This is a genomic window from Streptomyces sp. ADI96-02 (genome assembly GCF_003846185.1).
Taxonomy (GTDB): domain Bacteria; phylum Actinomycetota; class Actinomycetes; order Streptomycetales; family Streptomycetaceae; genus Streptomyces.
The window spans coordinates 601190-616130 of sequence record NZ_ML123034.1 but is presented as its reverse complement, the minus strand read 5'-3'; the positions used below and the strand labels follow the sequence as shown (position 1 = coordinate 616130).

At 69.8% G+C, this 14941-nt stretch carries 10 protein-coding genes and 2 CRISPR repeat arrays; of the genes, 2 read left to right on the top strand and 8 right to left on the bottom strand.

The window, feature by feature from the left end; genetic code table 11:
• Positions 1–30: 30 nt before the first annotated feature.
• The gene (gene car / locus EES43_RS02740; RefSeq protein WP_124267174.1) at positions 31–3477 is read left to right on the top strand and encodes a carboxylic acid reductase; all 3447 of its coding nucleotides are present in this window, start codon (positions 31–33) and stop codon (positions 3475–3477) included.
• Positions 3478–3588: 111 nt separating this feature from the next.
• Complete coding sequence (locus EES43_RS02735) at positions 3589–3960, top strand: nuclear transport factor 2 family protein (RefSeq protein ID WP_124267173.1); 372 nt, start codon at positions 3589–3591, stop codon at positions 3958–3960.
• Positions 3961–4044: 84 nt separating this feature from the next.
• Positions 4045–4500: direct repeats of the CRISPR family, unit length 29 nt; unit sequence CGGCTCACCTCCGCTCGCGCGGAGACCAC.
• Between the two features lie 18 nt (positions 4501–4518).
• Here the strand turns inward: EES43_RS02735 and cas2e are convergent.
• From cas2e to cas3, 8 genes are all read right to left on the bottom strand, one after another.
• Positions 4519–4830 (bottom strand): type I-E CRISPR-associated endoribonuclease Cas2e, encoded by a 312-nt coding sequence (gene cas2e / locus EES43_RS02730; protein WP_124267172.1) that lies wholly within the window; start codon positions 4828–4830, stop codon positions 4519–4521.
• Between the two features lie 25 nt (positions 4831–4855).
• Entirely contained in the window at positions 4856–5851 is a 996-nt protein-coding gene (gene cas1e / locus EES43_RS02725; RefSeq protein ID WP_124267171.1) for a type I-E CRISPR-associated endonuclease Cas1e, read from the bottom strand.
• Entirely contained in the window at positions 5848–6510 is a 663-nt protein-coding gene (gene cas6e / locus EES43_RS02720; RefSeq protein WP_124267170.1) for a type I-E CRISPR-associated protein Cas6/Cse3/CasE, read from the bottom strand. The genes cas1e and cas6e overlap by 4 nt, the downstream gene beginning before the upstream one ends.
• Positions 6507–7376, bottom strand: a complete 870-nt coding sequence (gene cas5e, locus EES43_RS02715) for a type I-E CRISPR-associated protein Cas5/CasD (protein WP_124267169.1) — start codon at positions 7374–7376, stop codon at positions 6507–6509. The genes cas6e and cas5e overlap by 4 nt, the downstream gene beginning before the upstream one ends.
• The gene (gene cas7e / locus EES43_RS02710) at positions 7373–8548 is read right to left on the bottom strand and encodes a type I-E CRISPR-associated protein Cas7/Cse4/CasC (RefSeq protein WP_124267168.1); all 1176 of its coding nucleotides are present in this window, start codon (positions 8546–8548) and stop codon (positions 7373–7375) included. The genes cas5e and cas7e overlap by 4 nt, the downstream gene beginning before the upstream one ends.
• Before the next feature lie 99 nt (positions 8549–8647).
• Complete coding sequence (gene casB / locus EES43_RS02705) at positions 8648–9400, bottom strand: type I-E CRISPR-associated protein Cse2/CasB (protein WP_124267167.1); 753 nt, start codon at positions 9398–9400, stop codon at positions 8648–8650.
• Positions 9397–11010: a type I-E CRISPR-associated protein Cse1/CasA gene (casA, locus tag EES43_RS02700; protein ID WP_124267166.1), complete on the bottom strand. Its 1614-nt coding sequence runs from the start codon at positions 11008–11010 to the stop codon at positions 9397–9399. Before casA ends, casB begins: the two co-directional genes overlap by 4 nt.
• 160 nt (positions 11011–11170) lie before the next feature.
• The gene (cas3, locus tag EES43_RS02695; protein ID WP_164493105.1) at positions 11171–14038 is read right to left on the bottom strand and encodes a CRISPR-associated helicase Cas3'; all 2868 of its coding nucleotides are present in this window, start codon (positions 14036–14038) and stop codon (positions 11171–11173) included.
• 171 nt (positions 14039–14209) lie between these two features.
• Positions 14210–14909: a CRISPR direct-repeat array (repeat unit 29 nt; unit sequence GTGCTCTCCGCGCGAGCGGAGGTGAGCCG).
• Between the last annotated feature and the right edge of the window lie 32 nt (positions 14910–14941).

The following is a 14941-nucleotide window of genomic DNA, read 5'->3' as shown; positions in this document are numbered from 1 at the left end:
CCACCACGCAACGCCACGGGAGGACCCGTCATGGCCGAACCGCCGCATGCGACCACTCCGTCGGCGCAGGACCCGGGCAAGGGGCTCGCCGAGGTTCTGGCGTCCGTCGATCCGGGCGAGGCGCTGGCCGAGGTCATGGCGGCCGTCATGGAGAGCCACGGGGACCGGCCGGCCCTCGGCGAACGCGCCAAGGATCCGGCGACGGCACGCCTCCTGCCGCGATTCGACACCATCAGCTACCGCGAACTCTGGGCACGCGTCCGCGCGGTGGCCGGCCGGTGGCACCACGACACGGAGTACCCGCTGCGACCGGGCGACCGGCTCTGCACCCTGGGCTTCACCAGCATCGACTACGCGACGCTCGACCTGGCCTGCATCCACCGGGGAATCGTGCCCGTGCCCCTCCAGTCCGGCGCGCCGCTGTCCCGACTGAGGCCCATCGTCGCCGAGACCGAGCCGCGCGTCCTCGCCGCGAGCGTCGAACGCCTGGACACCGCCGTCGACGTGATCACCGGGTCGAGCTCGATCCAGCGCCTGATCGTGTTCGACTACGATCCCGGGATCGCCGGACGCCGCGACGCCCTGGCGTCCGCCCGGCGGCGCCTGGCCGGGTCCGGACGGACGGTGGCCGTCGACACACTGGCCACGCTGATCGACGAGGGAGGCGAACTGCCGCCTCCGCCCCTGTTCACCGCGGCCCCGGGCGAGGATCCGCTGTCCCTGCTCATCTACACCTCCGGCAGCACCGGCGCCCCCAAGGGCGCCATGTACACCCAACGACTCGTCGGCACCGCGTGGTACGGGTTCAGCTACGGGGCGGCCGACGTACCCGCGATCAGCGTCCTCTACATGCCGCAGAGCCACCTCGCCGGCCGCTACGCGGTGATGGGCTCGCTCGTGAAGGGAGGCGTCGGCTACTTCACGGCCGAGAGCGACCTGTCCACCCTCTTCGAGGACGTCGCACTGGTCCGCCCCACGGAGCTGACCATGGTGCCGCGCCTGTGCGACATGCTCCTCCAGCAGTACCGAAGCGAACTCGACCGCCGGGCCGACGAGTCGGGCGACATCCCGGCGGCGGTGAGGAAGGACCTGCGGGAGAACTTCCTGGGCGGACGCGTCACCAAGGCGTTCGTCGGGACCGCCCCGCTCTCCGCCGGACTCGCGGCCTTCGTCGAATCCGTCCTGGGCTTCCACCTGTACACCGGTTACGGCTCCACCGAAGCGGGCGGGGTGCTGCTGGACACGGTGGTCCAGCGTCCGCCGGTCCTCGACTACAAGCTGGTGGACGTCCCGGAACTGGGCTACTACGCGACCGACGTTCCGTATCCCCGCGGGGAGCTGCTGCTGAAGTCGCAGACGCTCATCCCCGGTTACTACCGGCGCCCCGAGCTCACCGCCACGATCTTCGACGCGGACGGCTACTACCGGACCGGCGACGTCTTCGCCGAGACCGGACCCGACCGGCTGGTCTACGTCGACCGCACCAAGGACACACTGAAGCTGTCCCAGGGCGAGTTCGTGGCCGTGTCCCGCCTGGAGACCGTGTTTCTCGCCAGCCCCCTCATCCAGCACCTCTACGTGTACGGCAACAGCGAGCGCGCCTATCTGCTCGCGGTGGTGGTGCCGACCCCGGCCGCGCTGGCCGGGTGCGGCGGCGACGCCGAATCGCTCAGGCCGCTGCTCACGGAATCGCTCCAGCGGATCGCGAAGGAAGCCGAGCTCAACTCGTACGAGATCCCACGCGACTTCCTGATCGAGACCGAGCCCTTCAGCCCCGAGAACGGCCTCTACACCGAGAGCCACAAACTGCTGCGCCCCCGGCTCAAGGAGCGCTACGGCGACGCTCTCGAACGACTGTATGTCCAACTCGCCGACGGGCAGGAGCGGCAGTTGCGCGAGCTGCGGCAGTCGGGAGCGGACCGGCCGGTTATGGAGACGGTCAGCCGGGCCGCCCAGGCGCTCCTGGGCTGCCCGAACTCCCAGCTGAGCACCGACGCGCACTTCACCGACCTCGGCGGGGACTCCCTCTCCGCGCTGTCCTTCTCCCAGCTGATGAAGGAGGTCTTCCACGTCGACGTCCCGGTCGGCGTGGTCATCAGCCCGGCCAACGACCTGGCGAGGGTGTCGCAGTACATCGAGACGGAACGCCGGCGGCCCGGGGCGCCCCGGCCGACGTTCGCCTCCGTGCACGGAGAACACAGCACCGAGGTCCGCGCCGATGACCTCACCCTGGAGAAGTTCCTCGACACACCCACGCTTACCGCCGCCTCGACGCTCCCGCGCCCCGACGAAGACGTACGGACCGTCCTGCTGACCGGGGCCACCGGCTACCTCGGCCGGTTCCTCTGCCTGGAATGGCTGGAGCGGCTGGCGTCGTCGGGCGGCCGGCTGATCTGCGTCGTCCGCGCAAGCGACGCGGCCGAGGCGGCGAAGCGGCTGGACGGAGCCTTCGACAGCGGTGACGCCGCGCTGCTCCGGCGATACCGGACGGCGGCCGACGGCGTCCTGGAAGTGCTCGCGGGGGACATCGGCGAGCCGCGGCTGGGCCTGGCGGAGGACACCTGGCTGAGGCTGACCGACACCGTGGACCTGATCGTCCATCCGGCCGCCCTGGTCAACCACGTGCTGCCCTACAGCCAGTTGTTCGGCCCCAACGTCGTCGGCACCGCCGAACTCATCAGGTTGGCGCTCACCACGCGGATGAAGCCCGTCACCTACGTCTCGACCGTCGCCGTATGCCTCGGACCCGCCACCGGGGCAGCGGACGAGGAAGCCGACATCCGCGCCACCAGCCCGGTGCGGCCCCTCGGCCAGGGCTACGCCGACGGATACGCGACCAGCAAGTGGGCCGGGGAAGTCCTGCTCCGGGAGGCACACGACCGGTACGGTCTGCCGGTCGCCACCTTCCGGTCCAACATCATCCTGGCGCACAGCAGGTATCGCGGCCAGATCAACGTGCCCGACCTGTTCACCCGCCTGCTGATGAGCCTGGTCGCCACCGGCATCGCGCCCGGCTCGTTCTACCGGTCAGGCACTCGCGCCCACTACGACGGCCTGCCGGTCGACTTCACCGCGGAGGCCATCGCCTCGCTGGGCGCACGGGCCGCTGCCGACCACCGGACCTTCAACGTGCTGAACCCGCACGACGACGGCATCTCGCTGGACACCTTCGTCGACTGGCTCATCGAGGCCGGCCACCCGATCCAACGGATCGACGACTACGCCGCATGGCTCACCCGCTTCACCGCGGCGCTCCGCACCCTGCCGGAGAAGCAACGTCAGCGCTCACTGCTTCCTCTGCTGCACGCCTTCACGCAACCGGCCGAAGGCGTCCCGGGTTCAGCGCTCCCGGCGGAGCGCTTCCACGCTGCGGTGCGAGCGGCGAAAATCGGCCCGGAAGGGGACATTCCCCATGTGTCGGCGGCTCTCCTGCGCAAGTACGTCACGGACCTGCGCGGACTCGACCTGCTCTCCTGAGCACGTGAGACCAGTGACCCGGAGCGCTTTCGAACAGGGCGGAACGAGAAGTCAGCAGCGCCGATTCCATCAGCACTGCACTCAACGAGAAGCGGCGAAAAGGGACCCGACATGGAGCAGGGCGTCAGTGATCAGGTGAACCAGTTTCTGCGGAGCCTGGAGGCATTCGACTTCTCCGGAGCCCAGGCGATGTGCACCGGTGCCGCCACAGTGCGGCAGAACGACGGCAAGGGCGAACAGCCGATCGACGAGAGCCTGGACCAGTTCAAGTCCTTTGTCGGGAACGTCGATTCGTTGCGCTACGACGTGATCCGCCAGTTCCAGAGCCAGGACGAGGTGTTCCAGCAGCACGTACTCCACCTGGTGATGAGCGACGGGTCCCGCAGCACGGTGCACGCTGCGGTGTACTTCCGGTTCGAGGGCGGTCTCATCGATGGGATCGAGGAGTACGTCTACGCCGAACCGGCGGGCACGACGCCCTGACGTTGTTTGGGCGGTGTCGACTCACGGCCGGGGATGCCGAAGGCCGCCGACGGGGAGAGACGGCGACCTCCGCAGGCTCGCTACGGGCTCACCTCCGCTCGCGCGGAGACCACCGGGGGAGAAGGAGAAGGCGATCCGGCGAGGCCGGCTCACCTCCGCTCGCGCGGAGACCACGTGGCGGTCGCTCGGTGTCGGCTGCTGATCGTCGGCTCACCTCCGCTCGCGCGGAGACCACGGGCTTGGCTGCCCCGCCGGTTTCCGTGCCGCCGGCTCACCTCCGCTCGCGCGGAGACCACCGGGTCGGCTTCGGCGAAGTACCCGTAGGAGGCGGCTCACCTCCGCTCGCGCGGAGACCACTGAAAGTCGGCCCACCTGCTGGCGGGGGCGGGCGGCTCACCTCCGCTCGCGCGGAGACCACAAGGGCGAGTTCTACCCCTGCCGAGACGACATCGGCTCACCTCCGCTCGCGCGGAGACCACGGGTGCTGCACCCCGTGGGGCATGGCCGACTACGGCTCACCTCCGCTCGCGCGGAGACCACCCTTCGTGACCTGGGGCGTTAGAGGGGGTTTGCCATTTCTTGACCTTCTCGTTGGAAGGCGATCAGGGTGAGGCCGTCGAAGTCGATGGGTTCGCGGCGGCGGGTGCCTGCTGTGCGTAGCTGGAAGCCCTGTTCGTTGTCGGCGGGGTGGGCGAGAACTGCCACACCGTCCTTGGTGCAGGCGGCGACCGCCGACCAGAGTTCGTCGCGGACTTTGGCCGAGACGGTGCCGACGTACAGCTCGGGCGTGACTTCCAGGAGCCAGCGGGTGAGCGCGCCGCGGAGGTGATCGGGTACGGCGGTGGCTGAGATGACGATCATCGAGGACATGGCCGGTGTCCTTCCGCCGGGAGCGTCATGGTTGTTTCCCGTGGTTGACGCCTGCCGGTACGGAGCCGGCTACCGGGTCCCAGAGGTCGACCATTTGTTCTTCAGCGTCGGGCTGTTCGTAGGTGTGGTCCGGGTCGAGGAGTTGTTGGATGTCGGTGACGATGCGGGGGAGCAGTTGGAAGAGGCGTAGTTCGTGGCGGAAGGAGCGGCGTGCTTCGCCTTCGGGATTGGGTGAGGCGTGAAGGGAGAAGGCCAGGGGAATGGTTAGTTCTGCCTTGTAGAGGTCGGCGATGTCGTAGACGAATGCTTGCTGGTTGCCGCTGTGGACGAATCCGAGGGCGGGTGAGCAGCCGAGCGCGGTGATGGCTGCGTGCACGATTCCGTAGAGGCAGGTGTTGGCCGAGGACAGGGCGAGGTTGACGGGGTCCTGGCTGTCCCAGGAGGCGGGGTCGTAGGCGCGGCGGAAGCGGCCGATTTTGTACTGCCGGGCCAGGAGTTGGTAGTGGGCTTTGACGCGTTGGCCCTCCATGCCTCGGAGCTTGTCGAGGTTGGTGCCGTTGGTTGCGGTGCCGTCTCCGAAGCGGAGTTCGTACATGGCCCGGGCGATGGCGAGGCGGTGGGCGTCGTCGGCCCAGGCGCGGGTCTGGCGTTCGAGCCAGAGCGTGGTGAGGGATTCTGGGACGGCGGCGGAGTAGCAGCGGACGCCTCCTGATCCGGCGGTGATGACGGTGGTGCCGTTTCTGGCGAAGGTGGTGAGGGCCCGGGCGGTGATGGAGGTGCCGGGGCCGAGAAGGACGCAGCTGAGGGCTGCGGTGGGGAGGTAGACGGTTTCTGTTCCTCGTTGTTCGCTGGTGACTTCTGCGCAGACCCCGGTGTCGTCCTGGTGGATGCGGACGATGTCGAGGTAGAGGAAGGACAGGGAGTCGGCGATGCGGGGGAGCATGGCGACGGTGGGTGCGGCGAGCCTGCGCCGGGCGTTGGTGGTGGTGAGGGGCCTGGTCGCAGGTGGTGGTGGGGTCATGGGGTCTGCCTTGCGGGGGCGATGCTGAGGAGGCCGCAGCCGTACGCCTTGCCCCGACCGATGCCGTTCAGGACGGCTGACCGCAGGAGGTCGGTGTCGATGATGGCGGCGGTGCCGTCGAACTGGGTGCGGGCGTGGCGGATGCGCTGGGGTGGGGCGCCGTCGGGGCGGCGTTGTCCGCGGATGGCGTCCAGGGGGTGCGAGTGGTGGGTGAGGGGTTTGATTCCGCTGTGGTCGGCTTGGCGGAGCCACCAGTCGTCGGCCGCTGCTCCGGTGAGTGCGACGACGGGTGGGAGGTCGTAGAGGGCGCGGGTGGTGGCGCCGGGTTTGCGGACGGGGCTGGCGACACAGCGGTAGCGGACGGTGAGGCCGGGGCGGATGGCGGCGATGAGTGCGTCTAGGGAGCGGGCGAGGGCGGTGCCGTAGCCGTCGGGGAGGCGGGCGGTGTCGGGTTCGTGGGTGGACTGGACGAGCAGGTGCGGTCCGGCGGGAGTGTCTTCGGTGCGGAAGAGGACGCCGAAGCGGGCGCGCGGGTCGGGGCCGGCGTCGGACGGGAAGAGGCTCATGATGCGGCGGTGGGTGCCGATCGGGTCTCTCAGGTCGCGGCGGGCCTCGCGGGAGCGGGTGTCGGGGACGATCCGGGTGAGCCAGAGCGTCATCGTCGGCTCCCTTCGGTGGTGTGCAGCCGGGTGTCGAGGTATCGGCCCAGGGCGATGAGCTGGTGGGTTCCGAGTCCGGCGAACTGGGCGTGGGGCAGGAGCAGGGTGCGCCGGTGCAGGGGCCGGGCACGGTATGCGCGTTGGCTCGGGTGGTAGCTGACGGGCTGGTCGTTGACTTGGCCCGATGCGTGGGTGCCGTCCTCGTGGGTCTCGCTGAGAGCGTGCGGCGGAGCGGGCAGGAAGGTCATGGGTCGATCGGCCAGGAATTCCACGGGTCCGGGCCTGGGCTCCGCTCCCCGGTTTTCGGCCGGTCGTGCGGCGAGGGGCAGGTGGATGAGGTGGTGCAGGGCGTCGTCGCTCTGCCCGAGGAGTACGGGGCCTTCGGGCGGGCACGAGCGGCGGCCGAGGTGCAGGGGCCACCGGGGGGTGCGCAGGGCGTTCGCGCAATGGTCGAGGAGCGAGCGGTCCTCGGCGGTGGCCTGCGGAAGGGTGAGGGCGACGGTGAAGGCGGCGTCGGCGAGGTAATAGCGGTGGGTGAGGAGGGTGCCGGTGTCGCCGGGGCGCTTCTTGCCCTCGGCGGTCGTCACGGTGGCTTTGCCGGGAAGGCCGCCGCCGACGGTGTGCAGGTCGCGTAACAGGACACCGGGACGGTCGATGCGTACGGTCAGCCGCAGGGCGGTGAGGTCGTCGATGGGCTGGTCGCGTCGGCGCCCGAGCGCGGAGGCGAGCATGCCGATGACGCCGGAACGGGTCGGGAAGGAGGCGGTGTCCCGTTCGTTGAAATGGCTGTGCAGTCCCCAGGACTGCAAGGCTCCGGTCAAGCGAAGCAGGAATCCCGGCTCGGGTTCGGGGAGCGGGGAGGTCATGCCGTGCCGCCGGAGGACAGGGCACTGGTGAGGGCGGTGTCGATGAGGGTGTCGAAGCTGGTGTGGCGGGTGCCGAGGCCGTCGAGGCCCTTGTCGTCGACACCGGCCCAGCCCGCGCTGAGGATGCCGCCGGTGCCCAGGAGACGGTTGGCGGCCTCGGCGTACTGGGACAAGGTGGCGCGGGAGGGGGCCGCGTGGCCGCCCTGGCCCGCTGCGGTGACGGGGTTCTCGAAAGCCGCGGCGTAGGAGAGGGGGCGGTCGGTGCGTACGGAGACGTGGGCGAGGTCGGGGATGGTGTGGGGGGCGGTGGAGTTCTTCTTGGCCTGGGGCAGGGACAGGATGAACGCGCTGAGGAACGCGGTGGTCAGTTCGCGGAGCTCGTCGGGGTGGTCGCCGACGTTGCGGGCGAGGTCGCGGAGGTCGACGGTGGCGTACCGGTAGAAGGTGCCGGCGCTGAACTCGGCGTGGCCCATGTGGCCGCTGCCGCTCTGGTCACCCCAGAGGGCGGAGATGTCGTCGACGGCGGAGAAGTAGTCGAGTTCGACGTCGGTCTCGTGGGTGGTGAGGGCGTGGGCGACCTGGACGGCACCGTCGACACCGGCGTTGTCGACCTCGGCGAGCATGCGGCCGAAGAGGTTGATGACGCCGTTGCGGGAGCGCAGGACCGCCTCGACACGGTCGGCGGGCAGGACGCTCTTGTCGGCCGGCTTCTTGATGTCCTTCGCGCCCTGCAGGACTTCGCGGAACTCCTCGGCCAGGTCGGCCAGCTCGGTCACGGCCGTTTCGGGGACATAGACCATCGCGTTGGTGAGGACCTTGTTGGCAACGATCTGCTTCTGGTCCTTGGGGTCCTTCGCGAGTTCGAACTTGATGCTGCTGGCCGCGGCCGTGTGCGCCCCGGCCCTCTCGGCGAGGTCCTGCGGCCATCCGCGGGTCTCGGTGAGAAGACGGGTGACGCGCTCACCGATACGGCGGGTGCGCAACGCCGCATGGCCGACGCGCTCCTCGAACACGCCGCGGATGGCCCGCTTCCAGGACTGGCTGCTGACCCGGGTACGCAGCACGTTGCCGTACTGGACCGTCTTGACGGAGTTCGTGTCATCGCGATTCAGGTTGGCGAACGGGACGCTCTGGATGACGTGGATGTCGATGAAACGGGCGGCCATGGGCATGCTGGGAGAACTCCTTCGTGCGGGTTAGGCGTGATGTGACCGGCGGTCTGCGGGTATTCGGTGGTCAGGTCAGGTCAGGTCGGGTGAGGTCAGGTCAGGTCAGGTTGAGGCGAGGGATCCCGCCGGATCGGCCGTGAGTTCCTCTTCGTCGGCCTCGTTCGCCTGTCGTGCGACGTCCTTGTTCCGCAAGCGGTAGAAGTCCTGGAGCCAGGTGCGGGCGGTTCGCCCGGAGCGGGTGCGCCAGGTGCCGAGGTCGTCGAGGAGCTGAGCCCAGTCGACTTCCACGCCCAGCGAGCGCAGGTAGCCGACGGAAGCGGGAAGATGCCGGTGCAGGCCGTTGACACTCTGGCGGGTGAGGAGGTTGAGCCGGCTCTCCGCAGTCCCTGCCCGCATCTCCCTCTCCCGGCCCGGCCCCTCCGCGACGGCGTTGGCGAACGCTGTGCCGAGACTGGAGCGCTGCCGCCGCCGTGTGCTGCCGGAGGGTTCCTGCTCACCGGGCTCGGCCGCGCCGTCATCCGCGCGCTCGGCCGCCGTCAGTGCGCCGCGCGACTGGGCCGCGATCATCGCCGCGACCGCGTAGTAGGCCCGTTCCATGTCCTGCGATCGCTTCTCGGGGAGCCACGGGGCGACCAGGCGGTGCATGCGCCGGACCGAGTCCAGGTCCTTGCGCAGGCCGCTGCGCAAGGCACTGCGGGCGCCCGGGTCTTCGCGGCAGACCTGCTCGACCCAGTTGGCGAACGCCCGCGAGCGGCTGACCTGCGGTGGGCCGCTCTGCTGCGGGACGGTGCCTGTTGCCTCGGAGGGCGGGCCGGAAGGTGTGTCCCGGACGGCGGGCGGGGGAGGGGTGGTCATCCGGTGGGCTCCTTGGTCTTCGCGCGAGGGCTGAGGGAGGCTGCCGCCTTGGTTGTGGGCCGGGTGCCGTAGAGGTCGAGGCGGGCCTGCGAGACGGCTTTCGCGCCGCGTACGGTGCGGGTCACGGGCTCGGTCACCGCGTCGTACGCCACCTCGGCCAGGCGGAGGAACGCCCGGCGGGTGGCTGCCGGGTCGAAGCCGCCGTCCGCCACATCTCCGGTGCGGTCCAGGAGACGGAACCGTGCCCAGAACTCCGCCTCCGCACGCGGCCAGTAGCGGGCTGCGGCCTCTGCCGCCCAGGCGGCACCGTCCGCTTTGGCATCCCTGACATAGGCGGCCCAGGCGCGTTTGACGGCACGGTCCAGACGCCGGCCGTACAGTTCTCCGAACTGCCGCAGACGGCCCACGGCGGGGACGGTGCGGGGGTCGTTGTCCTCGGCGTAGCCCAGGACGACCGGGGTGCTCGCGTCGATGAACTGCGTGTCCTTGGCCTGCCCCTCCTGGTCGAAGCCGAGCGCCCGCACCCGCAGGTTCTCGGAGACCTGGACCGCCGTGTGGAAGACGCGGGGCTGCTGCGGGTGCGCACTGCCTGCCGGCGGGTGCCGCAGCAGTAGAGCGTCCAGGTCCCGCCACAGCGCACGCCCGGCGTCTGCGGGGCGCGGGTAGCGATTTCCCTGCTGACTGGTCTGCCAGATCAGATAGTCGTCCTCCCTCGGCATCCGCTCACCCCGGTAGGCCCAGGTGATGAACGCGTCGCGCACATGCGTGCTGTCCTCGTCGGGAAGCAGCAGCAGTGCGTGCTGGGAGCGGGCGGTGTGCCGCGAGCGGGGCCCCCGGGACTGCCTCGGAGGATGGTCCGGGTCAGGGAGGTCTTCCTGCTCCCACGGGCACAGGTCCTCCCGCCCGACCACGTCGTCCTCCGGTGGTACGAGGCCGGCGAGCAGTGTCTCGAAGAGGGAGGTGCCCTCGGGGTGGTAGGACAGGGCAGTCCGGAGCGGACCGGCGGTGGCGCTCGCGCTCTTCACCCCGTTCACCTCACGGGACGAACACCGACCTGACGGGCCGTGGTAGTGCCACACCAGCAGGCTGAGGAAGGCTTCGGAGGCGGTCGGCAGAACGGGGGCGGTGTCCAAGTCGTGCCGGAACCAGGAATGATTGTTCCCCGACGGGCGGGTCACGATGAGCTTGTTGACGCCGGCAGTGTTCGCCCGGTCGCACTGCTCCGGAAGCCGGGGGTCCTGCATCCAGGGACGGCCGCCGGGGGCGAACAGGAAGAACCGGTTCTCAAATTCCCGGAAATACGCCTCGACCTCAATGGGCGGAAGCCGGCCGGCGTACAGCACATCCAGCCGACGTTGGTCCCAGTCGCCTTCGGGGCCCTGCTCGGTCAGTCCGGCGACCCCGGCCGTGAGCGCGTACAGGATGCGGAGCAGGGCCGCGTGGGCGGGAGCGTCGGCAACCGCAAGGGACTCGATGTCATGGCTGCGCAGCAGCAGCTCACGTAACCCCACCAGATCCGGCAGGCCGCCGGCGTCAGGTGTCGCGAGGCCGGGTTTCCACCGGACGGGGACACATGGTTGGTGGATCAGGTTGTAGGCGCCGGTCGGCATGGAGATGTCCTGTCGTCAATCAGGCAGGGCTGGAGGTCGAGAAGGGCCGGTGGCGGCGCGGGCCGCGCAGGGAGGACGGTGATCGTGTGCCAACTCGACTACGGAAGACCGCCTGTGAATGCAGCGGCAGAATAGGAGGTGAGTGATCAAAGCGTGAAGCTCACTGAGCTTCGAGGCCGACGTCAGATATCGAAATGATGTAGCGCCCGTGGCGGCACGCCCAACTCCCGTCAGCTGTGGGGCTCATAAGCAGCAACACGAGGTCGCGGAGCGAGGGATGCGTACCCCACTTCTCCGGCACCGCGACACCAGGTTCTCCACCGCGCAGCCACCGCCCCGGCACCGGTGCCACCCGCCGGGCGACATCGGCCAGCTCGGACGCTCGGAGGCCGTGCCGGCCTCCTGCCGGGACCTGAGCCCTGCCCTGCGGGTCGAGCGTCGCAGTTCCGTCGGCCTGCTCGTACAGGCACAGCACACGACCGGTGTCGGCACCGAGACGTGTCGTCAGCAATTCCTCGGTCACTCCTGCCTCCCGCGCGGACAGCCTGCTGAGGTCACCCTTCACGTCCGCGGGGGCGCAGATGCTGGTCCACACGGCCAGATGCCGCTCGGCCGCCTCGCCGGCGAGCCGTTCCTCGTCCAGCCGCATCAGCTCCTCACGTGCGGCGCCCTCCAGCCGGTCGACGAACTCCTCCTCGTAGACCTCGTCGACCAACCGCTGTACGTCCTCGGGTACCGCGATGCCGCCCGGTGCGCACTCCTGCAGAATCCGCGACGTGCGCAGGAGCAGCCCGGCATCGTAGACCGTCCCCCATGAGCGGGGCGGCGCGGATCCGTCGGAGGTTGTCAGCGGGTCGAGTACCACCAACTGCGGTTCGTCCTCCGCAACCGCCCATCCCGGCCTGCCGAGGGAGCCGCGCCGGTGCCGCCGGCCCCGCCCGGCACGCTGCAACAACTGGGCAAGCGGGGCCAGATCACTCACCACCAGATCGAAGTCCAGGTCCAGGGACTGCTCCACCACCTGCGTCGCCACCAGAACCGAGCCGGGCCGGACCGAAACCGGCTCCTCGCCCGGCTTTCCGTACGCGGCCTCGCACTCGGCCGTGATCTTCGCGCGCTCGTCCGCCGGGTAGCGGGAGTGCAGCAACCGCACCCCGCCGGGGGATGCCGCTAGGTCAGGGAAGGCCGCACACACATCCCGATAGGTCTGTTGGGCTTCGGCCACCGTGGTGCAGCACACCAGCGCGGTGCCCCCCTCAGCGGCCACGGGCGCCAGCATTTCGCGCAGCGCCGCGCGTCGACCGCCCTCCCGCACCGGCGCACCGGCCGGCTCGGAGGCGTCCCACACCACTGGCCGATGGGACACCTTCAGCGTCCGGGCGCGATTGCTCTCGGTGCCTCGCGCGGCCGACACCACACCCGAGACCCCGCTCGCGAAGAGCCATCCGGGATAGCGCGGCACCACCTGCGACGGCTCGCGGAACCCGGCACCACGCCGGTACGCGTCCACCAGCGAGCCCGCCGTTCGGCCCGTGAGCGTGGCCGACAGCAACACCACCGGGGCCCGCAGCTCTCCCAGCCACTCCAGCAGCCGCACCAGGAGCTGATGCATCCACGGCCCGTACGCGTGCGCCTCATCGACGACGAAGACCTTGTCCGACAGTCCCAACAGGCGTAACGCGTTGTACCGCAAGGGGAGCACCGCGCTCAACGCCTGATCGATGGTGCCCACACCCAACGGAGCGAGCAGCCCACGCTTCGACCCCCGCAACCATCCGTCAGCCTCAACGGCAGTTTCCTTCCCCGCACTCAGGGCCCCCTCACCCGCCGGAGCGTCGGACATGACCGCCCCGTCCCTTCCGCCCGGCGAACTCAGCCACGCCATCGAGTGCAGCAGCATCAGCGCCCGCTCCCCGGACAGGGCTCTGGCGGCGAACGCCTCCACCCGAGGCAGCATCGCGTCGGCGGTCCCCATCGTCGGCAGCGCGAAATACAGGCCCCGAGCCCCCGCCGCTCGCCCCAGCAGGGAGGCCGCGAACAGCGCCGCCTCCGTCTTCCCGTCACCCGTCGGAGCGGTCACCAGCACCAGTCCAGGACCGTGCTCTTCGAGCAGCGCGGGAAGCTGCTCCACGAGATCCCGCTGCAAGCTGTTGGGAGTAAACGGGAACATCACACCGAACTCCCTGGCGGAGAACCTGGCTCGGCCCAGCCGCGCCGCCCGCACCACCTCCGGGGCCGTCCCCACCGCACCTCGCCAATGGGCGTCGACCTCGCTCGCCGTCCCCGACCACCCCGGGCCAGGGATTCGCGGCTCGATCACAGAGGTCTGGCTCGCCAGCCAGTCCGCCACCACAACCAACCCGGACACCACTACAGCCAGCCCCGCCGGCAATCCACCCTGAGGAACCGCGAACGCCCCCATCGCCCGCCGCAGCTCATCGAAGTGCACCCGCCGCTGATCATCCCAACCACTCCGACCGAGGCCGGGGTTGTAGTCGCAGGCCCGTGCGGCCTCCTTCGCTTTCAGCACCGCGCCGAAGACGCCGTGATGACCGCCCAGCAACTGCGCGACCTGATGGCTCACCGACCTGTGCAGCAGGCGGTCACTGTCCGGATACCCGGCCTGTGCGACAAGCTCGTAGAGAGCCCAGTGGGACGCGATCTCGTGGCGGAAGCTCTTCTCGCCCTCGGCGCCTGGTGCGCTGATGTACGACGGATCGTCGCGAACCGGCTTGTAGAGGGAGGGGACCTGGGCCTGGAACGGAGGAGTGATCTTGCCCATGTCATGCAACCCGGCCCAGAACGAGACCACGGCGCGCGCTTCCAGCACGCTCAGGCCGAGCGCACCCGCGATAGCCGCCTTGGTCGCGTCGCTCAGGACGACATCCCAAAGCGCCTGGAACACCGCACCGGTGTCGAGGAGATGGCACATCACGGGATACGGCCGCGACAGCCCGCTCTCCTTCCCCCACAGCCTGACATCCAGAGCACAGTCTCCTGAGGCCCCCGCCTCGTCGCACTTCAGCATGTGACCAGAGATAGCACTCCGCACTGACAACGGCCCCAAATAGCCCAAGCTGGCACCTATATGAGGCCAAGGCCTTACACTCGCTGCGCGACGACAAGGAATCGAGACGCATGCACGCCGACGCTCAGCAAAGAAAAGGCAAAGCGGTCGAGTGAGGCCAGGTCGCGAAGGGTGCTCTCCGCGCGAGCGGAGGTGAGCCCGGCTGGAGAGAGGCGGCGAGGTGCACGCGACCGTGCTCTCCGCGCGAGCGGAGGTGAGCCGGCGTCGGTCATGAGACCACCGCCTGCCGGTCCGTGCTCTCCGCGCGAGCGGAGGTGAGCCGCGCGGTGCCTGATGGCGGCGCAGACGAAGGCCGTGCTCTCCGCGCGAGCGGAGGTGAGCCGCAGTGCGCCCAGGCCGCGACCGCCGCCGCGATGTGCTCTCCGCGCGAGCGGAGGTGAGCCGGTCGTTCTCCGACCAGCGGGTCTGGATGACGAGTGCTCTCCGCGCGAGCGGAGGTGAGCCGTCGGCGACGTCACGGTGACCGGCGGCCCCCACGTGCTCTCCGCGCGAGCGGAGGTGAGCCATCGCCGATGGGGCTGTGACCACCCCGAAGGTCGTGCTCTCCGCGCGAGCGGAGGTGAGCCGTGTTCCACCACCGCAACGGATGAGAACCGCCCGTACTCTCCGCGCGAGCGGAGGTGAGCCGTTGGAGATGTCGGCACGGAGCCGGACGGTGACGTGCTCTCCGCGCGAGCGGAGGTGAGCCGCCGTTGTCCGGCAGGCGTGTACGCCGGGTCGAGTGCTCTCCGCGCGAGCGGAGGTGAGCCGGAGTCCGAGTCTGCCCCGGAGAAGAAGGAGCAGTGCTCTCCGCGCGAGCGGAGGTGAGCCGCCGAAGGGCGTCGACCTCGCACGGGCCATCGA

Coding starts and splice junctions, on each gene's coding strand:
- car (WP_124267174.1), top strand. CDS start 31: ATGGCCGAACCGCCGCATGCGACCACTCCGTCGGCGCAGGACCCGGGC.
- EES43_RS02735 (WP_124267173.1), top strand. CDS start 3,589: ATGGAGCAGGGCGTCAGTGATCAGGTGAACCAGTTTCTGCGGAGCCTG.
- cas2e (WP_124267172.1), bottom strand. CDS start 4,830: ATGTCCTCGATGATCGTCATCTCAGCCACCGCCGTACCCGATCACCTC.
- cas1e (WP_124267171.1), bottom strand. CDS start 5,851: ATGACCCCACCACCACCTGCGACCAGGCCCCTCACCACCACCAACGCC.
- cas6e (WP_124267170.1), bottom strand. CDS start 6,510: ATGACGCTCTGGCTCACCCGGATCGTCCCCGACACCCGCTCCCGCGAG.
- cas5e (WP_124267169.1), bottom strand. CDS start 7,376: ATGACCTCCCCGCTCCCCGAACCCGAGCCGGGATTCCTGCTTCGCTTG.
- cas7e (WP_124267168.1), bottom strand. CDS start 8,548: ATGCCCATGGCCGCCCGTTTCATCGACATCCACGTCATCCAGAGCGTC.
- casB (WP_124267167.1), bottom strand. CDS start 9,400: ATGACCACCCCTCCCCCGCCCGCCGTCCGGGACACACCTTCCGGCCCG.
- casA (WP_124267166.1), bottom strand. CDS start 11,010: ATGCCGACCGGCGCCTACAACCTGATCCACCAACCATGTGTCCCCGTC.
- cas3 (WP_164493105.1), bottom strand. CDS start 14,038: ATGCTGAAGTGCGACGAGGCGGGGGCCTCAGGAGACTGTGCTCTGGAT.